Here is a 17,663-nt window from a genome sequence, read left to right as displayed (position 1 = left end):
CAGAAAAAAGTGAAACGGGTTAGCTCCTTCGTGTGGCAATCTCTATCAGGATCGCGTAAACTTCGTTACTGATGTTAAATCACTGCCACACGGCTGTTTACTTTTCTACTCCTGAAGCAAGACCTTATGAATCTCCGCAAACTTGTTCTTTTGATCCCCATGATCGCGTTTACCGCTTGTGTCGTTTCTGGCTGTGGCGAAAAGAAGCCTGAAGTGATCGAAGCAACAAATGAATCGGCTCAACCCGAGAACTACGAAGAAATGTCGATGGGCGACGCGAATAATCAGTAGCGGCTAGCACGGGCCGATCCGTGTAACGCACTGCGGTCATCGTGAATCATGGACTTGTCGTGAATCATGGACTTGTCCTTGGATAAGCTCGTCAACGGAAGGTCGAGGACGTTACCCGTCCCGATTGCCCGTGTTTTCAATTGACCGCATTTCCGATTGACCGCGTTTTCAATTGCTACGCAACAGCAGGCAGCGAATCAACATGACTCGCTGCCTGTCTTCGTTTTGTCAACGCTTTCGAGTCCGCATCGTTTTTAACGGCGGTTCTTTTTGTCGAGGTTGGCGTCCAGGTCGGCTTGAGTGACCGTCGATTCGACGCCGCCCTCGGGCACTTCGTGCTTGGCGACCCATAGCAAGCCATTGAGCACGACTTTGCGGAAATCGTCGTTGCCCCAATTGTCATGGAAATGGCCACCGGTGAATCCGAGTCCCCGTCCACCATCTTCGCGATTGACCACCCACATCATCGCTTCGGCGCGGCCCTGGTTTGCTTGGATATGTTTATATGGGCCTTTGGGGTACACATAGGGGCCATTGCGGACGTCATCCGAAGGCACGGCAACCAAAATCGGTTGAAACTTTAGTCCATCGACTTCTGCTGGCTTATTTCCGGCCATGTCGCCGACAAACCGCATGTTGAAATACCACTCGTCTTTGATTTGGAACGGTTTTACCCCGCGGGTGATAGGGTGGTCTGGCAGCGTGACAAACATCGGTTCCCAAAACGGGTTGCACGAGAACATGTGTTCGTAGTGGCCGCCGATCCAGTCTTTGAATTCTTCCCCCGCCTGATCCGCGATCACTTCAACTCCGAAGTGCATGAATCCGACGCCCACTCCGTTTTTGACCCATTGGTCGATTAGCTTCAAGCGACGGCCCTCTTCTTGGACCACTTCGTGCCGACCACCACCATCCATATAGAAAACGACTGCGTCGGCATCCTCAAAGATCGATTCGTCTTCGGGCCAACCGTTTAAGACCACTTCGGTTTCCAAGTCTTCGACCGACGCCAAGCTCTTGGCCAACAGTTGCACGCCGGCGTTGAATTCGTGCATCCGAGGCGGGTGCGATGGTTTGCCCGCAACCAGGACGAGTTTGGCGGTTTCGGCCGCAGCGACGCCAGTCAAAAGCGTGCTAGTTGAAAAAGCGAGAGCGAGGATCGCCGAACTAAATAGTCTCACGTGTGGATTACCTTGTGGGAGTGAATGGAGCAGCCGGTCGGCACCCAGGTAACCGCCCTGCGTCCGCGCCGGAAAGCGTATCATAACAAAAAAAGCTTCGATCCAATCATGAATCGAAGCTTCGTATTATCAAGCGTTTAAGCTGAATCGCGGTCGGGGGGAAGCCCTAAGCAGGCCGATTGGCTAGGCCTATTCTGCCTCTTTCTTTTTCTTGCCTTTACCCTTGCCTTTTTCTTTGCCCTCTGCTTTTCCAGCACCCTTCATACGGGCGGGAAGCTTTTCTTTTTGCTCGGGCGTCAGTACCGCGACGGCCTCTTGCATGAACTTTTGGCGAAGCTCGGCCACCTTTTTCATCGCGTTGGCTTGGGCATCGGTAAGCCCTGCTTTGGCGTCGACTTCGGCAGCCAACTCTTTTCCTTTCTTGCCGGATTCACGAGCCGCCTTCATCGCTTCGGCTCGCTTCTTCATCAGTTCTTGGGTGACGCCCGCTTCCTCGCGAATCGCGTTGCTCTTTTCGTTCATCGCCTTGCCCAAGGCTTTGATCTTGGCAGTTTGTTCTTCCGTCAAGTCAACCGCTTCAAACGGTTTCAGCAACTGTGCTGCACCTGCATTTTTTCCGCCTGCCCGCTCGCCTTTCTTTTTTGGTTTGGCATCATCTGCGGATACCGTTACGACCAAAGCCAAAGTCAAAACTAAAACACTCAACATGCGTCTTTTCATGACTGCGAACTCGCCTAAAAGTGGGGATAGGAAACCGGATCAATCGCCGATTTCGGATTCGCAAATTTTAGTTGCCCACTCGATCCAGCGTCTACGGCTTGCGCGTCAATTTTCCAAAACAGTTGAGTCAGCTTGGTCGCTGTCGTGATCCTCGGCTTCTTCTAGCGGTAATACTTCAGGGGGCAAAGTTTGCCTTTCCCGAAGCCATGTCGGAGTGAACAGCAGTAGCGCGGCGGCTGTCAGTAGCACCCAGGGCGAGCTGCCGTCGCTTGGCCAAAACCCCGCCGCGTGTAGCGGTCGCCAAAACAGGATCGACAAACAGAGCGTGATCGGCATCGCGATTGCAAAGCGGCCAAGCATGTCAGTCGACTTGGGCAACACGCGACCTAGACCCAGCGTGATGCAGGCCCCAACCACCAGCACGGCTGCCAACGATTGCCATCCCAACACCAATGCGGGGACGGCAATCATCGTGATCAAATCGATCAAACGAATCGTTGATTTCCCCAGCGGATCGAGCTTGGGATCCGCACCAATGCACAAACCGCGAGCCAAGCAGCGTCCCAAAAACGTGGCGGCGACGAGCGCAGTGATCACTCGCATCACGGCGTCGACGTGCAATCCATCGGCTCGCCAATTCGCAGGCACTTGCATCTGCCAGGGCACCACCATCACCGTTGGGAAAATCAACATGCCGCCGACAAGCATCACCGCCGCGGTCGTGCTCAGCCGCCGCGGCAGCGGATGGCCGTCCATGCGAATCAGCCCCATCGCCCAGCTCAGTGCGATTGCGATCACGTGATACAGCAGCGTGACCAGCACCGCTTGATCCACCATCGGGACCCACAAAGGTCCTCCGTGCCAGTGTTGGTTTTGATACGGCAGACTTAAACGATAGATCTCGGCGATCCCGACTAAAGTGATGCTGATCCCGACCGCCGCTTCGACGATCGGATAACGAGGTGAGATCGGAAGCCGGCAAGTGCGGCATCGTCCACGCAGCGCCAGCCAGCCAAACACCGGGAAATTGTCGCGTGCCTTCAGCCGGGTGTTGCAGCGGGGGCAATAGGATCGTCCATTGACACTTTGGTTTCGCGGCATTCGCCATGCGACCACGTTCAGGAAACTGCCAATCGATGATCCGATCCAGAACAACCAAGCCGCGATCGTGACGTCCATCAACCGAGTTAGGTACAGATCGGCTGGGCTGTAATGCGAGGTGCCACGCGATTGCCACCATGCCACTGCGAAGACATAAGCCGCAGCGATGCAAGCGAGCGTGGTTGCCAATACAAGGGCCCAAGGAATTGATCGTCGCCTACGTCCCACGTCGGGAACCTCAAACTATCACGGGAAATGGAAAGCTGGAAAGTGGAAAGCGGGGAGATGGCAAAATGGTGTGCACCGCCGTGCTGTGCATGAATGTAGCCGAAGTCGCTCGGCTTTGAACCGCGAACCCCCGGAAACCGAGTGAGCGGTATGTCACGACGCTCCGGATTGGCCAAATGTAAAAACGGCGGCAAGTTCACGGTCGAAAGTAATTGACCGCAACATGCTACGCTGCGTAAGCTTGAGTGGCTATCGCTGCTTTGGAGGGCAGACTTGTCGTCCGGTATGCGATTTCGACCCGATGGAGTCTCTTTTGCATCGTTTGTTTTTTTTTAGGGCCGTGTCGGATGGCAACATCCGGACTTATTCAACCGGTTTGCTCTGTTTGCTGGTCTTCTTTTTGATCCATCCGGTGACGGCTCAGGATGTGCCACCGCTACAGCTGACCGCGCCCGGGGATGCGAATTCGCCAGGGACAAACAGGCTAGGTAACGTGGATCCCCAGTCCGCGCGCCCCGAGTCGGCCGGTCCGCAATCCGGCAGCCCGCCGCGTGATGACAGGCCCACAGTCCAGGCCACCTCGGCGGCCGACCAAGTGGACGGAGTCTCGTCGCCCGATGCGAATGCTCCGTCGATGTCCAGTGGTCCCACCGAGGCGAACGGAGTGGCGGCGTCCAATGGGATTCCTGACCAGCAGGTGCCCAGCAAGAGTGATCTGGAAACGCGGATGCAGCTAGTTGCTGCGTCGGTCGATTTAGATGATGTACTAAAGGCTCAAATCACCGAGCTACTGAAAAAGGCGATCACACGGATCGACGAGGCGAAGGTGGCAGCCCAGCGAATCGAGTTGCTAACGAAGCAGTCGACCACCGTCGCCGAAGATCTTAAGACTGCCCAAGCTCGACTTGAAAAATTGGCGACGCGTCCCGTCACCGAAGCCGTTAATTTTAGCGAGATTCCGCTGAGCCAGTTGCAGGTCCAGCATCGGCAAGCGTTTGCGGATCTCGCTGCCTTGGATCAACAGTTAAAAGCGTTAAACGATCAAGTCGATTTCTGGGGCAAGCGGATGGCGGAGCTGCCCGACTTGATCGCGACGTCGCGGTCGGCGTTGGTCGAGTCGGAAAAGCAATTGAGTGAGATCGCCGAAGACGATACCGATCCACTTCAGGCGGCGCGACGCAGTTCGTTGCAGGCAAAAATACTGCAACTAAAAAACGACTTGGATTTGTTTGATACCGAAACCCGCGTGGCCGAGGATGCCCAGCGACTGCTTGCCCTTCAGCGTGACGCCACCGCTCGCGAACAGACGCTGAAACAAAAGCAGGTCGAAAGTTTGCAGTCAGCGTTGGCAAAAGCCGAACAAGCCGAGGCGATGCAAGAGGCCAGCCAAGCGGTCGAGGCAGTTCAAGCCGCCGACCAAGAAATCAAGGATGCCGCCGAAATTAACCTGGCGTTGGCAAATCGGAAAACGTCGCTGCTGGAAGAGCTCGAAAAAAATCGCAAAGCGATCGTCGTCACTCGCGAAGAGTATCTTGCACGCAACGCTCAGTTCACGGAAATCCGAGATCAAGCCGAAGCGGCTCAGTTTTCTGAAGAGATCGGGATACTGCTTCGCAACGAGAAAAATGAGCTGCCCAGTACGTCGGCGTATCGCCAGGAATCTCGCAAACGACGTGCGGCGATCAGTGAGCTGACGGTCGAAATCTTGAAGTGGGAGAACGAACGGCGCAAACTGTTGGACCTCGATGCTGCCGTGGATCGCTATGTCGAAGATCACGCTGGGTTGATTCCCGGGGACGATCGCGAGCATGTCGAAGACCAGCTTCGCCGCGTTTTTAACGATCGTTTGACGCTCTATCGCGAGCTGACTGAAATTGCCCGCAAACGACTGAACCGTTTGAGCAACTTAGAAGTCGAGCAGCGTCGTTTAGCAGACCTGATCGACGAACATGCGGCATTCGTTTCCGAGCATGTGTTGTGGGTGCCCAGCACCACGCCGATTTGGTACCGCGCGGGATTCTCGTGGCGTGAACCTTTGATGGATGCGTTTCACTTACAACCATGGAAAGACGGTTTGATAGTATTGGCTCGCGATATTCGCGAGAAACCGCTTGCCACGATACCGATTTGGATCCTGATCGGTTGGTTGCTGTTTTCACGCGGACGCATCAAGAGCGAGATAAGCCGGTTGGGACACGAAGCATCACGGCCCAACGCGACGCTGTTTGCGCCGACCACGCACGCGGTGCTGATGACGATGTTGATTGCCAGCCCTGCAGCGTTATTCGTGTTGTGGATCGCATGGCGATTAGAAAGTGCGACGCTGATCGGTGAACCGCTGCATCTGTTTGGCAAGGCCTTGTTTAGCGGCAGCATCTTGATGTACGTCATCGATTTCGTTCGCCATGTCTTTCGTACCGATGGGATTGCCCAAGACCATTTCGATTGGGATCTGACCGCGACGCATTTGATTCGCCGCGGGTTGGTTTGGAGTGCTCGGGTGATCGTCCCTTGCTCGGTGATCGTGATGTATACCGAGCTCCGAGGCGATGAGTTGATGACAACCTCGATCGGACGACTCGCCTTTGCCATCGCGATGGTCACCGGAGCGGTCATTTTGTGGGGCTGGCTCGGTCCTCGCAGTACGGTTATGGCTCAGATTCGTGCTTCCGCGGATACCCCGTCTGCTAGGATTGGGGGCACGCTGGCGCCATTGTTGGCACTGATTCCGTTGGTGTTGTTGGCGGGGTCGCTAGCGGGGTACCACTATGCGGCGGTTCAATTGTCATGGCGGGTGGTGGTTTCGGTCGGAATCGTTTCCTTTTTGATCTTCGTTCGCGCCTTGCTGATGCGGTGGTTGCTGATCACTTATCGGCGTGTTGCCATCGCACGCGCCCGAGAACGCCGCGAAGCGTTGGCGCAAGTCAAAGAGGCGACTCCCGAGATGCCAGCCGATGCCGTCGAAATGATCGAAAGTGCCGGGCATGTCCAATTATCCGACCTCAATCGCCAAGCTCAGCGATTTGTCAAATTGGTGCCGATTCTGCTCGGTGCAATCGGGTTGTATTTGACCTGGAGCGAGTTTATTCCGGCGCTCGGTGTCGTCCATCGTTATCCGCTGTGGCTGAACGTGCATCTGTCGGCCGAGTCGGATTCGGGACCGGTGTGGGTCACGCTGGGGGACTTGGTGATGGCGATTGTCTCGGTCGTATTGACCGTAATTGCTTGTCGCAATGTCCCGGGATTGATGGACATCACACTGCTGCAGCGGTTGCCGCTGGACGCTGGTGCCCGCTATGCCGCCAGCGCGATGTCACGCTACTTGATGATCTTGGTCGGTGCCTTGGCGGCGTTCCATTTTATGGGCGTTAGTTGGTCGAGCGTGCAGTGGTTGGTCGCCGCAATGACTGTGGGCCTGGGGTTTGGTTTGCAAGAGATCTTTGCGAACTTTGTTTCTGGAATCATCCTGCTGTTCGAGCGACCGGCGCGCGTCGGCGATACCGTCACCATCGGCGATGTGACCGGGACCGTCACACGAATTCGGATTCGGGCGACGACCATCCTGGATTGGAATAACAAAGAATTGGTGGTTCCCAACAAAGAATTTGTGACGGGGAATCTGGTCAACTGGACGCTCAGCAACGCCAGTTTGAGATTGGTAACGAGCGTCGGTGTCGCTTATGGCAGTGATACTCGTTTGACGACGAAGCTGCTTTATGAGGTGGCCGATAAAAACACCTCGGTGCTGGAGGATCCGCCGCCGATGGTGATTTTTAACGAGTTTGGGGACAGCACACTGAATTTTGAGCTGCGAGTGTTTGTCGGAGGCGTGGCAAGTTATCGCCGCATTAAACACGAACTGCATATCGCAATTGATGACGCATTTCGCGAACATAAGATCGAAATCGCCTTTCCCCAACGCGACCTGCACGTGCGTTCGATTGATGGGGTCAGTGCCGCGATGTTGGGCAGCAAGCCGAGTCCGGATCTTCCAAGCTAAGCTTGTCACGCATCAACAATGAACTCAGTTGCCGCGCGGGTTGTGGCCGGGCGATAGGTTGTTTGTTTTCTGGATGTGGCCTCTGTATGTTGATTCCCGAGATTCGTCACAGTGATGCCAACACCCATCCGCTGCGCCCGCAGGGCGATTATGTGCTGTATTGGATGATCGCGTTTCGGCGAACTCGATCCAACTTTGCACTGCAGCACGCAGTCGATCGGGCAAAGGAATTTGGCAAGCCGCTGATTGTTTTCGAGCCGCTTCGTACTCGCTATCGATGGGCGAGCGATCGGCTGCATCGCTTCGTGATCGAGGGGATGCGTGACAACGCCGCCGCGTTATCAAAGAAATCGGTGACGTATTATCCGTACGTTGAACCCAAGCCAGGAACGGGAAGTCCACTGCTGCACACGTTGGCCAAGAAAGCGTGCACTGTTGTCACAGACGAATACCCTTGTTTCTTTTTGCCGGACATGATCGACGCAGTGAAGGACCGCATTCCGGCGCGGTTGGAATTGGTTGACAGCAATGGGGTGATGCCGCTGCGGTTGCCCGACCGCACCTTCACCGTCGCTCATAGCTACCGCCGCTGGATGCAGAAAAATATTCTCGACGCGCTGTTGGAAATGCCCAAACCGGATCCGCTGTCGAGAGTCACGTTGCCGCAGCTCGACTCGTTGCCTGCGGCGATCACGCGGCGCTGGCCTCCTGCGGACATCGACGCGTTGCTCTCGTCCGGCGGACTCGACAAGATTCCGATTGACCATCATGTCAAACCGAGTCAAACGGTACGCGGCGGAGCCAAACAGGCCAATGCTCGATTGACTGCGTTCATAAAAAACGATCTGGCTCGCTACGCCGACGATCGGAATCATCCTGATGAAAATGCCACGACGGGGCTCAGTCCGTATTTGCATTTTGGGCACATCTCGGCTCACGAAATTGTCGACCGAATCCTGGATCATGAAGATTGGACTCCTGACCAAGCGTCGGAGCCGAACGGAAAAAACAACGGTTTTTGGAACACCAGCGAGTCGGCCGAGGCGTTGTTGGACCAATTGATCACGTGGCGTGAACTTAGTTTCAATCGTACGTTTCGCGAGAGTGGGACGTATGACCACTTTGACACGCTGCCCGATTGGGCGGTCAAAACGCTGCGAAAACATCAGAGTGACGCTCGCGATGAGGTCTACACACTGCGGCAGTTTGAGGCGGCGGAAACAGCCGATCCACTCTGGAATGCCGCCCAACGCGAGCTCGTTCGTACCGGTGTGATGCACAACTACATGCGAATGTTGTGGGGCAAGAAAATCTTGCACTGGACCGAAACGCCGCAGCAAGCGTTGCGAATCATGATCGAGCTCAACAATAAATATGGGCTCGATGGGCGGGATCCCAATTCCTACAGCGGAATTTTTTGGACGCTCGGACGATTCGACCGAGCCTGGGGGCCCGAACGCCCCATTTTCGGCAGCGTCCGCTACATGACCAGCGATAGTGCGCGTCGCAAGTTGAGACTCGATCGTTATTTAGAGCGTTTTGGGCCGGGGACCGATTCGTAGAGAGAGCGTCCGACTTAGAAAGCTTCGTGCATTTTTGGAGTTGTGCGATTTTCGCAACGCGTTTCTCAACCCGACGCGTATTCTCAACCCGACGCGTAAGCGAGGGAATGCATGGTTTTGCTGCGGTCCCTTGCTGGCGCAGCGAAAGTCGCCAAGACTTTCGGAGGTTCACCCGCCGTGGCCCAGAGCGATGAACGAGTTTCCCTGCCAGCCAATATTGGGGGGGTGAGTGCGAGAGTGGCCGGTTTTGGCGATCTTATCGATCCTCTGGATAACTTAAATTCAACTTTTTGAGGTGGTCGATTGTTTCCCAGACGGCATCTTTGGCGGGAAATCATGGCAATTCAGCGGGAATCTAGAACGAAAGGCCTTGCCGTTAACCGCCCTGCCCGATAAATTCCTCGATTCTCGCCAGCCACCGGGGTAACCCGTACGTAGGCGGCTCAACCTCAAAACACCCTTTAGCTCTCGATAAATAAAGTCAATCTCGTGGTTGCTCAACGAACATACATGGCCAAGTCTGGCGAAGTTGATAAGCAGTGGCACATCGTCGATGCATCCGACGAAGTTCTCGGTCGGTTGGCGAGCGATATCGCCGTCGTGCTGATGGGAAAACATCGCCCTGAATACACTCCGCACGTCGATTGCGGCGATTTTGTGATCGTCACCAACGCCGACAAAGTGGCCATGACCGGCCGCAAAATGGACGTTCGTCACTACACTTGGTACACCGGGCATCCTGGATTGCGTTTGGAAAGCTACAGCGATCGTCAACAACGCAAACCCGAAGATTTGATCTTCCACGCGGTGCGTCGCATGTTGCCTAAGAACAAATTGGCAACCCAAATGCTCAAGAAATTGAAGATTTATGCGGGTTCCGAGCACCCTCACACGGCACAGCAGCCAGTCGTTTTGCAACGAGTTGGCAAGAAAGCCAGTAGCGATAAGTAAATCTGGTAGAGTTTGCTCTGCTAGTTACCCTCTATTTGATGCGTGACGGATTTTCCGCACGTGCTGTTAATCCATCTGAAAAAAATTAAACACCAGACTGATATTTATGGTCGCTGTAAAAAAGGACAAAATCAACGGTGACGCCCTCGGTACGGGACGTCGTAAAAGCAGTGTAGCTCGCGTGCGAGTTCGTGCTGGAAGCGGCAAGATCGTAGTAAACTCGAAGCCGATCGGTGAGTATTTTGTTAACGCTCAAGACCAAGCCAGCATCACGCAAACGCTCGATGCGGTTGGTTTGAACGAACAGGTCGATGTGCTTGTCCGTGTTAGCGGCGGCGGCATGACCGGCCAAAGCGGTGCCGTCCGTATGGGACTGGCGCGTGCCTTGGTTAGCTACGACGAAGCACTGCACGAACCGCTTCGCGATGGCAGCTACTTGACCCGCGATTCGCGTATGAAAGAGCGAAAGAAGCCAGGTCTTCGTGGTGCTCGCCGGGGTGTCCAGTTCAGCAAGCGTTAATCGCGGCTCTTTTTCAAAAGAGAACTGTGGCACGAAATATGCATTCCCATTTGATGGGAAATCACTTTCCCGCCATCTTGGCGGGTTAGTTTGTTCTCCGATCATGGTTCTTTCGGGAATGATGAGCGTTCGTAAATGAATGTTCGTAAGAGGTGTGCTCTTACGAACGATCGAGCGTTCCTGTAGGAATCGATGCCACTTTCTGCTGTTGTAAATACCAGCGAATACCCTCAAACGAAACAGGTTTTGTCTCTTGGCAAAGAAAGAAGAGGCCTTCGAAGTCGAAGGTACTGTAACCCAGGCACTCGCTAATACTCGTTTCCGTGTCCAGCTTGAGACCGGCAGCGAAGTAATGGCGCATGTTGCCGGCCGAATGCGTAAACACTTCATCCGTATTGTTCCGGGTGACAAGGTGCGAGTTGAATTGTCGCCCTACGATCTGACCAAAGGTCGAATCATTTTCCGGGAACGATAGCGTTCACATCCGCTGGCCCTCTCTCTCTTGGGCACCTCTTGGCCAGCGTTCGGGTGTCATTGCGCTCCATTGTCGATGCGCGTCACCACTGATGTCTTTCGGGTGCTTTGGGTGGTGGATCTTTCGGGTGGTCGTTCAATAGGTTTGGATCGCCATCGATCCCTGTTCTGGCTTGATAGCTCGGCACCAACGCGTGTGTGCGCCCACTGCCCCCCCCCGTTTCAGCGGTTGTGATTGCAGCTAGCACGCGAGTGATCTTGAGGTGGGTTGTTGCATTCTTGAGCTTGGATGAAACTATTGCGGTTCAGTGTGGGTAACTTAGATAGAGACTCCGGATTGGCTCGCTAGATGTCTTTGGCTTGCCTTCACAGTTAAAGTCCGGGTACATGATTTCTGAAACACTTGCTTCGCATTCCCTAAGGATGGTTTGAAAATGTCTTTCCGTTGTTCCATTACGGTCAACCGACTTTTTGCAGTCGTTGCGTTTGCATCCGCAACGCTGTTTGCTAGTTCGCATTCGCTCGTTCGCGCTCAAGGCACGGCACCGGCAGCCGAAGGCGGCACGGTCGTCACGGATGCCACCGAGCCTGTCGTGGTCGTCACGCTGGGGTCCGTCAATAAATTGATGCAAGACATCAACTACTTGACCGGCGTTGTGGGCCAGCCTCAATACGGCGGAATCTTTCAGATGATGGCCGGCACGTTCACTCAAGGCGTTGATCTGAATCAACCGATTGGCATTATCGTTCCGCTTGTCAACGGAACGCCTGAACCGATTGCGTTGTTGCCAACCGCCGACGTTCGAACGGTACTCAAGCGTTTGGAAGCTCAAACCGGGCCTGCGGATGAACTCGATGACGGCACGCTTGTAATCGCAGTCGGAGCGAACACCGTCTATATCCGCCAAGTTGGCACGTGGGCCGCGATCGCTCGCAACCGCGACTTGCTTGCCCTGGCGCCAACCGACCCCGCATCGTTGTTTGAAGGAATGGGCAACGATTATGACATCGCGATTCGCTTGAGAATGCAATTGGTACCCACCGAAACTCGCAACATGCTTGTTGCTCAGCTTCGTCAAGGGTTCGAGCAAGCGATTTCCAAGCAAGACCAAGCGGATGCCGAAGGCACCAAGGCAATGGCCGAAAGTTCGATCAAGCAAATCGAGCAATTGATCCAAGATACCGACGAGCTCAAGATCGGCTGGAATATCGATCAAGCGGGCAAGCAGTTGATGTTCGAAGGATCCTTCACCGCGGTTGCCGGCAGCGAGTTGGCCGCGATGTACGGTGGCCAACAAGCGATTCCATCGCAGTTTGCTTCGGTCATCCGTGACGATGCGGCTGCCTACTATCACACGGCGATGTCGATCGGTCCTCAGGCGGTCGAACAGGTCAGTGCAAGTCTCGAAAATGCAACCGGAGCCATTCGTGCCGCGTTGGATCAATCTGACGACTTGTCCGATGCTCAGCGTGACGATGTCGAAGCTCTGGTCCAACGGATCATTGATCTCGCCAGCCGTTCGGTGAAAGAAGGCAAAGCAGACGTGGGCGCTCTGTTGTTGGCCAACCAAAATGATTTCCAATTCGTGTTTGGCGGTTTTGTTGCCGATGGCAATGAGGCGGCTCAAATTGTCAAAGACTTGGCAGCCAAGATTCAAAACGAGCCTAAGGCTCCGAAGTTTTCGTTTGACGTAAGCACCTACAAGGGGGTCACGATGCATTTGATCGAAGCCGATGTGCCGCAGGGGGAAGACGAACTGCAGAAAATGTTCGGTCCCAAATTGCGAGTCCATGTGGGAACGGGGGCCAAGTCGGTGTTTGTTGCTGTGGGCAAAGACAGCGAATCGTTAATGAAAAACTTGATCGATTCAGGGGCCAGTGACCAAGGTGGTGTGCGTCCGGTGGGTCAATTCCGTGTCCAATTGCTGCCGATTCTGCAATACGCCCAATCGATCGAAACGAACGAGGTGATCGCCGCGATGATCGATACGCTGTCGCGAGCAAGCGATGGTGGGGACGTCATGGTCGTGCAAAAATCGATCGTCAATGGACAGGAATCGCGAATGCTGGTCAGCGAAGGTGTGTTGCAGGCAGTAGGTGCCGCAGTGCGTCAAGTTCAGCAGCAGAAAATGCAGAACAACGGCAACTTCTAATTCGCCAACGCGATTCGTAGACGTTTGTAGGTCGGCCTCTTTGGAGGCCGACTTTTTTATTGTCGGTAGTGGACATGGGAGGGCTGACACCCTTGCCGCTCCGCTACAAAAAAGAACACTCCGTTGCTCTTGACATAGTGGGCACGGGGCACTGGCCCCGAGGGATTTGGATTTATCGACAATCGACGCTTTTTGTATTCAATCGAGTTTCGTAGTATGAAATTGCTAAATAAACATGTGCTGCTTGGCGGCGCTGCCTTTGGGGTGGTCGCAGTGGTGTTGTTATTTAATGCAGTTACCAGTTCGGGGCGTGGAAGTTCCGAGCGGGTGTTGCCTACCGATCTCTCGGATTCGACATCGCATGATAGTGATGACGCGGCACTGCAGCCGAAGACGCGAGAGTCGTCGCTTGAGGAAGTGATTCAGATCGCGACTCAAGCGCGTGCCGCGATGGCGCGTTCTCTGCACAGCTACACCGCGCGGTTCGTCAAGCAGGAAGTCGATAGTAGCGGCGTGCTTGGCGAGCAAACCGAAATGCAGTTGAAAGTACAGACACGATTTCGCGATGGCAATGAGACGGCAGGCAAGCGTGTCTATTTGCACTTCCTTGCCCCGGAATCGGTCAAAGGACGCGAAGTCATCTGGGCCGAGGATTTGCATGATGGAAAATTGTTGGTTCACGAGACGGGGTTGTTGGGCCTAGCTCCCATTCCTCCGCTGGATCCCAATGGTTTTTTGGCGATGCGAGGCCAACGCTATCCGATTTCAGAAATTGGAATCGTACGTCTTGTCGAAAAGCTGATCGAACGCGGACAGCAGGATCTCGGGAACCCAGATATCCAGGTCACAATCACGCGTGACTTTCTGCTCGATAACGTTTCGGCCGACTTAATCCAAGTCAAGCGAGCGAAGCCGTCGGGAAAAGAAGGTGATTTTTCGCTGGCGGAAATCGTGATCGATCCGACGCGTCAATTGATTCTTCGCTATCGCAGTTTTGGTTGGCCTTCGTCAGCGGATGAGGTCGCTCCGCTGCAAGAGTCTTACACCTATCATGATATTCAAACCAACGTGGATTTGACTGAATTGGATTTCGATCCGAAGAATCCCGAGTATGGATATCCTTAAGGATTGGCGGCGGCTGCCTTGTGTAGAAATTTGGCAAGCATTTGTCGTAGCGTCTCGAACTCGATCGGCTTGCTAAGGTATTCATCCATCCCTGCTTGTAAACACCGCTCTCGATCTCCCGTCAGGGCGTTGGCGGTTAACGCAATGATCGGCAAACGGTGGGATGGTTCCGAGTTGCGTTCGCGACGTCGGATTTCACGGCTCGCAGTAAAGCCGTCCATCTCAGGCATCTGGCAATCCATCAAAACGACGTCGTAGTGATGTTCGCTGGTCAATGAGACTGCTTCGTCGCCATTTTGTGCGACGTCGTAACTGCAGCCGATGTGTTTAAGCAGTTCACAGACATACAGCTGATTAATGCAGTTGTCTTCGGCGACCAAGACATGCCCCATAAACTGTGACGTTTCCCTCTGCGGTGTCTCTTTTGAGTCGCAGTCCGGAGCTTGCTTCGCGGCCGGTTTGTGGATGCCCGCTGCCAATGCGTCAAACAACGCACTCGGTCGCACCGGATCGAGTAGCACATTTTGCACCCCGGATTGTTTCAGTTTTTCAAGCGTTGTGTCATCAAAGTTCGCTCCCATGCCAATCAGGGGCAGTGGGCACTTCTTCGCAAATTCTTTGATGGTCGCATAAGGGTTGCCCTCGATACCGCGGCAATCCAGTAGTACTTGTGAGAAGGGGGTGCCTTTGGTTTCTGCGTCGGTGATCGCTCGTAGTGCTTCGGCAAGTGTATCGACTAGTTTGAAGGGGCAGCCCCATGCTCGCAGACTGTCGTAGATTTGTTTGCGTTCGCTTTCATTCGTATCCACCGAAACCACGCAGATTCCCGCCAGGGCTTTGCGTCGCGTTTCAACAGACGGTTCCTCGGTGGTCAGTTCCAGATCGAGTTCCACCCAGAATGTTGACCCGACGCCCGCCTGGCTTTCCACGCCGACCTCACCACCCATAAATTCCGCCAGTTGTTTGCAGATCGAAAGCCCCAATCCGGTACCGTCAAATTCGCGTGAAGCGGAGGGGTCCACCTGTGAAAACGGTTTGAATAAGCGATCACGTCGGTCGGCGAGGATGCCGATACCGGTGTCTTCGACAGAGAAACGGACTCGCATCTGTTGCTGTTTTTGCTCGATACATTCAGCCCGCAAAATTATGCGTCCAGATTTTGTAAACTTCACCGCGTTGCCGACAAGGTTTACAAGGATTTGCTGCAGGCGATTTCCGTCACAGCGAGCTTTCACGCAGATACGTGGATCGATGTGGCACAGCAAGGGGACCCCTTTCTGTTGAGCGCTGAGCGAAAACATACTGGTGATTGAATAGGCGAGCGATTCAATATCATGCTCTTGGATCTCGAGTTCGATCTTTCCCGCTTCAATTTTGGACAGATCAAGGATGTCATTGATTTGTTGCAATAACGATTGACCACAGGTGTGTGCCGCATCGACGAATTTACGTTGTTGCTTGGTTAATTCGGTCTGCATCAACAATTCGTTCATCCCCAAGATGCCGTTCAGCGGAGTACGCAACTCATGGCTCATCGAGGCCAAGAAATCGCTCTTGGCTTGATTTGCAAGTTCGGCTGCATCTCGTGCCTGAACCGCGTGATCAATCGTATGCTGTGATTCTTTGAGATTCTTTTGGCTGCGTCGTAGTGATTCGCTGGCGAGTTGCTTCGAGCGAATGGCGCGAATTGAAAAAAGCGAGATCGCAAGTAGAGTTGCCGTTGCGATCGCAAACACGATGCGTATGTGAAGGAAGATTTCGGCGTATTCCGCGTCAGAAATCTCGGACGCGACGACGATAAACTTTTCCTCTGCGATGACGGAGTTGGTGTTCGAATCGTCGGCGACACTCTCCTTCAATCCCACTTTGCGCCAAGTCAACGACCCTGATGACGTTCGCGATTGGCCTCGCGGATGGGTCTGGATTTTTCTCCACAGCTCGGCGTCCGTTTGGCTTAGTGGATTTGTTTGTCGCTCAGGGAACAGGAATCCCCATTCTAATTCCGGCTTGGCGGCTTTCAGCCAATAGCCGTCGTCATTAATGATCCGCAAGCGGTGTTGCGTCTTGGGACGCATTTCTTCGAGGTGTGCGAGTGTATTGGCGCCGAGATAGTTAATCACATAGACCCCGCGCCGCTGTCCTGTCTCGTCAAATACTGGCATCGCAAACCGCAACACTTCGCGAAACGGTTGTTCAATCTCGCCATGTTCGACGTTCAGGTCGAATGCGGAAAGGTAGAGTTCTCCCTTGGCGAGCTCGCTTGCTTTTCGGAAATATCGACGGTCGGATTTGTCTTGCAGCCTCTCTGGGGCAACGACCTGGCCTGGCTGATTGACACGCATTACCTCGAACCCTTGTGAATTCAAATAGCGTATCTGGTCGTATTCGGGTTTAAGCCGGCTGAAGACGACGGCTTGCTGAATCGCTCGCTCGAGCGCCGCAGGGCGACCGGTGGTTACGTAAGAAATCAAACTGCCGTCATTGACCAGTAGCCGGAGGTTGTCGGCCACGGGATGCAAACTTGATTGAATATGCTGAGCAAATGTATCGATGCGGCTGCGTTCTTCATTAAGCAACGCTTGTTCAAGATGTTTCGTTTCGCGTAGATAGAACATCCCGCAACCGATCAACACAATGCTGCCGACTAGCAAGTAAGACAGCAGTGAATCGATGCGGTTGGGAGTCGGTCGAAGCTTCGTTTCTCTATGCATAAAACAATCCTCTTGCCCCATCCGACCGGTTTGATTTGATGATGGCGGGTCCTCGGGTGTTCCCTATCGGACATCGCCTAGGCGATATCTGATTCAGGTCGAGAGCGTTGTAGGTTTTCGGTGGTAAGCAAACGAGGGGCGCGGGGATCGTACAAAGCAGGCCGCATTGCTGGAGTCCCTTTGCATGGCAGGATGCCGAGGCACAGGAGCGTTGCAGTCGTAGGACAAGATTGTATTGAACAAGTAGTCACGTGGTTACTGCGTGGGAGGGGAGTGTTGCGAGATGGGGCAATCTGATGACGATTTGGGGAGGGCAAAGGGGGGGAAGGGGGGCAGCGGCGATGGGTGGGAAATGCCGCGTCGTTTCTGGCCCTAAGGTGTGTGGCCTTAGCATAAGATGGGCCAAGCGATTGGACAACTTCAACTCCAAGCATCTGTGGGGCTGCTTAATGCAAATGTAACCTGAAATCAGCTCCTGCTATTCCGCTATTACCTTCCTGTTTTAGCGGAAAGAGGGCGGTGTCATCAGTAATGTACACCTATTTGAATCTGCGGTGGTAAAAGGCTAAGAGTCGACATAAGGCGAGGCTCGGGCTGTCGCGGCGATGTCAACGCAACAGCGGGCGTCGCAACTTCTTTTGTCGCA

The 17,663-nt window shown here is 54.2% G+C and carries 12 protein-coding genes; 8 read left to right on the top strand and 4 right to left on the bottom strand.

Annotation, left to right across the window (positions count from 1 at the left end):
* The first annotated feature begins 126 nt into the window (after window positions 1-126).
* Complete coding sequence (locus ABD971_RS23160) at window positions 127-291, top strand: hypothetical protein (protein ID WP_339938871.1); 165 nt, start codon at window positions 127-129, stop codon at window positions 289-291.
* Between the two features lie 254 nt (window positions 292-545).
* On the opposite strand, the gene ABD971_RS23155 is transcribed toward ABD971_RS23160, so the two are convergent.
* The 3 genes from ABD971_RS23155 to ABD971_RS23145 all read right to left on the bottom strand — a co-directional run bounded on the left by ABD971_RS23155 (window position 546) and on the right by ABD971_RS23145 (window position 3,482).
* Window positions 546-1,472 carry a ThuA domain-containing protein gene (locus tag ABD971_RS23155; protein WP_345326004.1) on the bottom strand — a complete coding sequence of 309 codons (927 nt, stop codon included), beginning with the start codon at window positions 1,470-1,472 and terminating at the stop codon, window positions 546-548.
* Window positions 1,473-1,661: 189 nt separating this feature from the next.
* The gene (locus tag ABD971_RS23150) at window positions 1,662-2,192 is read right to left on the bottom strand and encodes a Spy/CpxP family protein refolding chaperone (protein WP_339938867.1); all 531 of its coding nucleotides are present in this window, start codon (window positions 2,190-2,192) and stop codon (window positions 1,662-1,664) included.
* A 105-nt stretch (window positions 2,193-2,297) separates the two neighbouring features.
* Window positions 2,298-3,482 carry a prepilin peptidase gene (locus ABD971_RS23145; protein WP_345326001.1) on the bottom strand — a complete coding sequence of 395 codons (1,185 nt, stop codon included), beginning with the start codon at window positions 3,480-3,482 and terminating at the stop codon, window positions 2,298-2,300.
* Between the two features lie 352 nt (window positions 3,483-3,834).
* Here ABD971_RS23145 and ABD971_RS23140 point away from each other — a divergent pair, with 352 nt between their 5' ends.
* The 7 genes from ABD971_RS23140 (at window position 3,835) to ABD971_RS23110 (ending at window position 14,306) form a co-directional block, all read left to right on the top strand.
* On the top strand, window positions 3,835-7,521 hold the full coding sequence (locus ABD971_RS23140) for a mechanosensitive ion channel domain-containing protein (protein WP_345325999.1): 3,687 nt from the start codon (window positions 3,835-3,837) through the stop codon (window positions 7,519-7,521).
* 86 nt (window positions 7,522-7,607) lie between these two features.
* Window positions 7,608-9,083: a deoxyribodipyrimidine photolyase gene (locus tag ABD971_RS23135; RefSeq protein ID WP_345325997.1), complete on the top strand. Its 1,476-nt coding sequence runs from the start codon at window positions 7,608-7,610 to the stop codon at window positions 9,081-9,083.
* Between the two features lie 510 nt (window positions 9,084-9,593).
* Window positions 9,594-10,034, top strand: a complete 441-nt coding sequence (rplM, locus tag ABD971_RS23130; protein WP_339938909.1) for a 50S ribosomal protein L13 — start codon at window positions 9,594-9,596, stop codon at window positions 10,032-10,034.
* A gap of 106 nt (window positions 10,035-10,140) precedes the next feature.
* A complete protein-coding gene (gene rpsI, locus ABD971_RS23125; protein ID WP_339938859.1) occupies window positions 10,141-10,554 on the top strand; it encodes a 30S ribosomal protein S9 in 414 nt (137 codons plus the stop codon).
* Window positions 10,555-10,807: 253 nt separating this feature from the next.
* Window positions 10,808-11,029: a translation initiation factor IF-1 gene (infA, locus tag ABD971_RS23120; protein ID WP_040764994.1), complete on the top strand. Its 222-nt coding sequence runs from the start codon at window positions 10,808-10,810 to the stop codon at window positions 11,027-11,029.
* 433 nt (window positions 11,030-11,462) lie between these two features.
* Entirely contained in the window at window positions 11,463-13,181 is a 1,719-nt protein-coding gene (locus ABD971_RS23115; RefSeq protein ID WP_345325993.1) for a hypothetical protein, read from the top strand.
* 216 nt (window positions 13,182-13,397) lie between these two features.
* A complete protein-coding gene (locus ABD971_RS23110) occupies window positions 13,398-14,306 on the top strand; it encodes a DUF1571 domain-containing protein (RefSeq protein WP_345325991.1) in 909 nt (302 codons plus the stop codon).
* Here ABD971_RS23110 and ABD971_RS23105 read toward each other — a convergent pair.
* On the bottom strand, window positions 14,303-17,017 hold the full coding sequence (locus ABD971_RS23105) for a hybrid sensor histidine kinase/response regulator (protein ID WP_345325989.1): 2,715 nt from the start codon (window positions 17,015-17,017) through the stop codon (window positions 14,303-14,305). The two genes, ABD971_RS23110 and ABD971_RS23105, sit on opposite strands and share 4 nt — an antisense overlap.
* Between the last annotated feature and the right edge of the window lie 646 nt (window positions 17,018-17,663).

Origin of the sequence: Novipirellula rosea (assembly GCF_039541335.1) — a bacterium.
GTDB classification, from domain to species: Bacteria; Planctomycetota; Planctomycetia; order Pirellulales; family Pirellulaceae; genus Novipirellula; species Novipirellula rosea.
The sequence above is the reverse complement of the archived record's forward strand: the minus strand, read 5'-3'. Positions and strand labels throughout refer to the sequence as shown.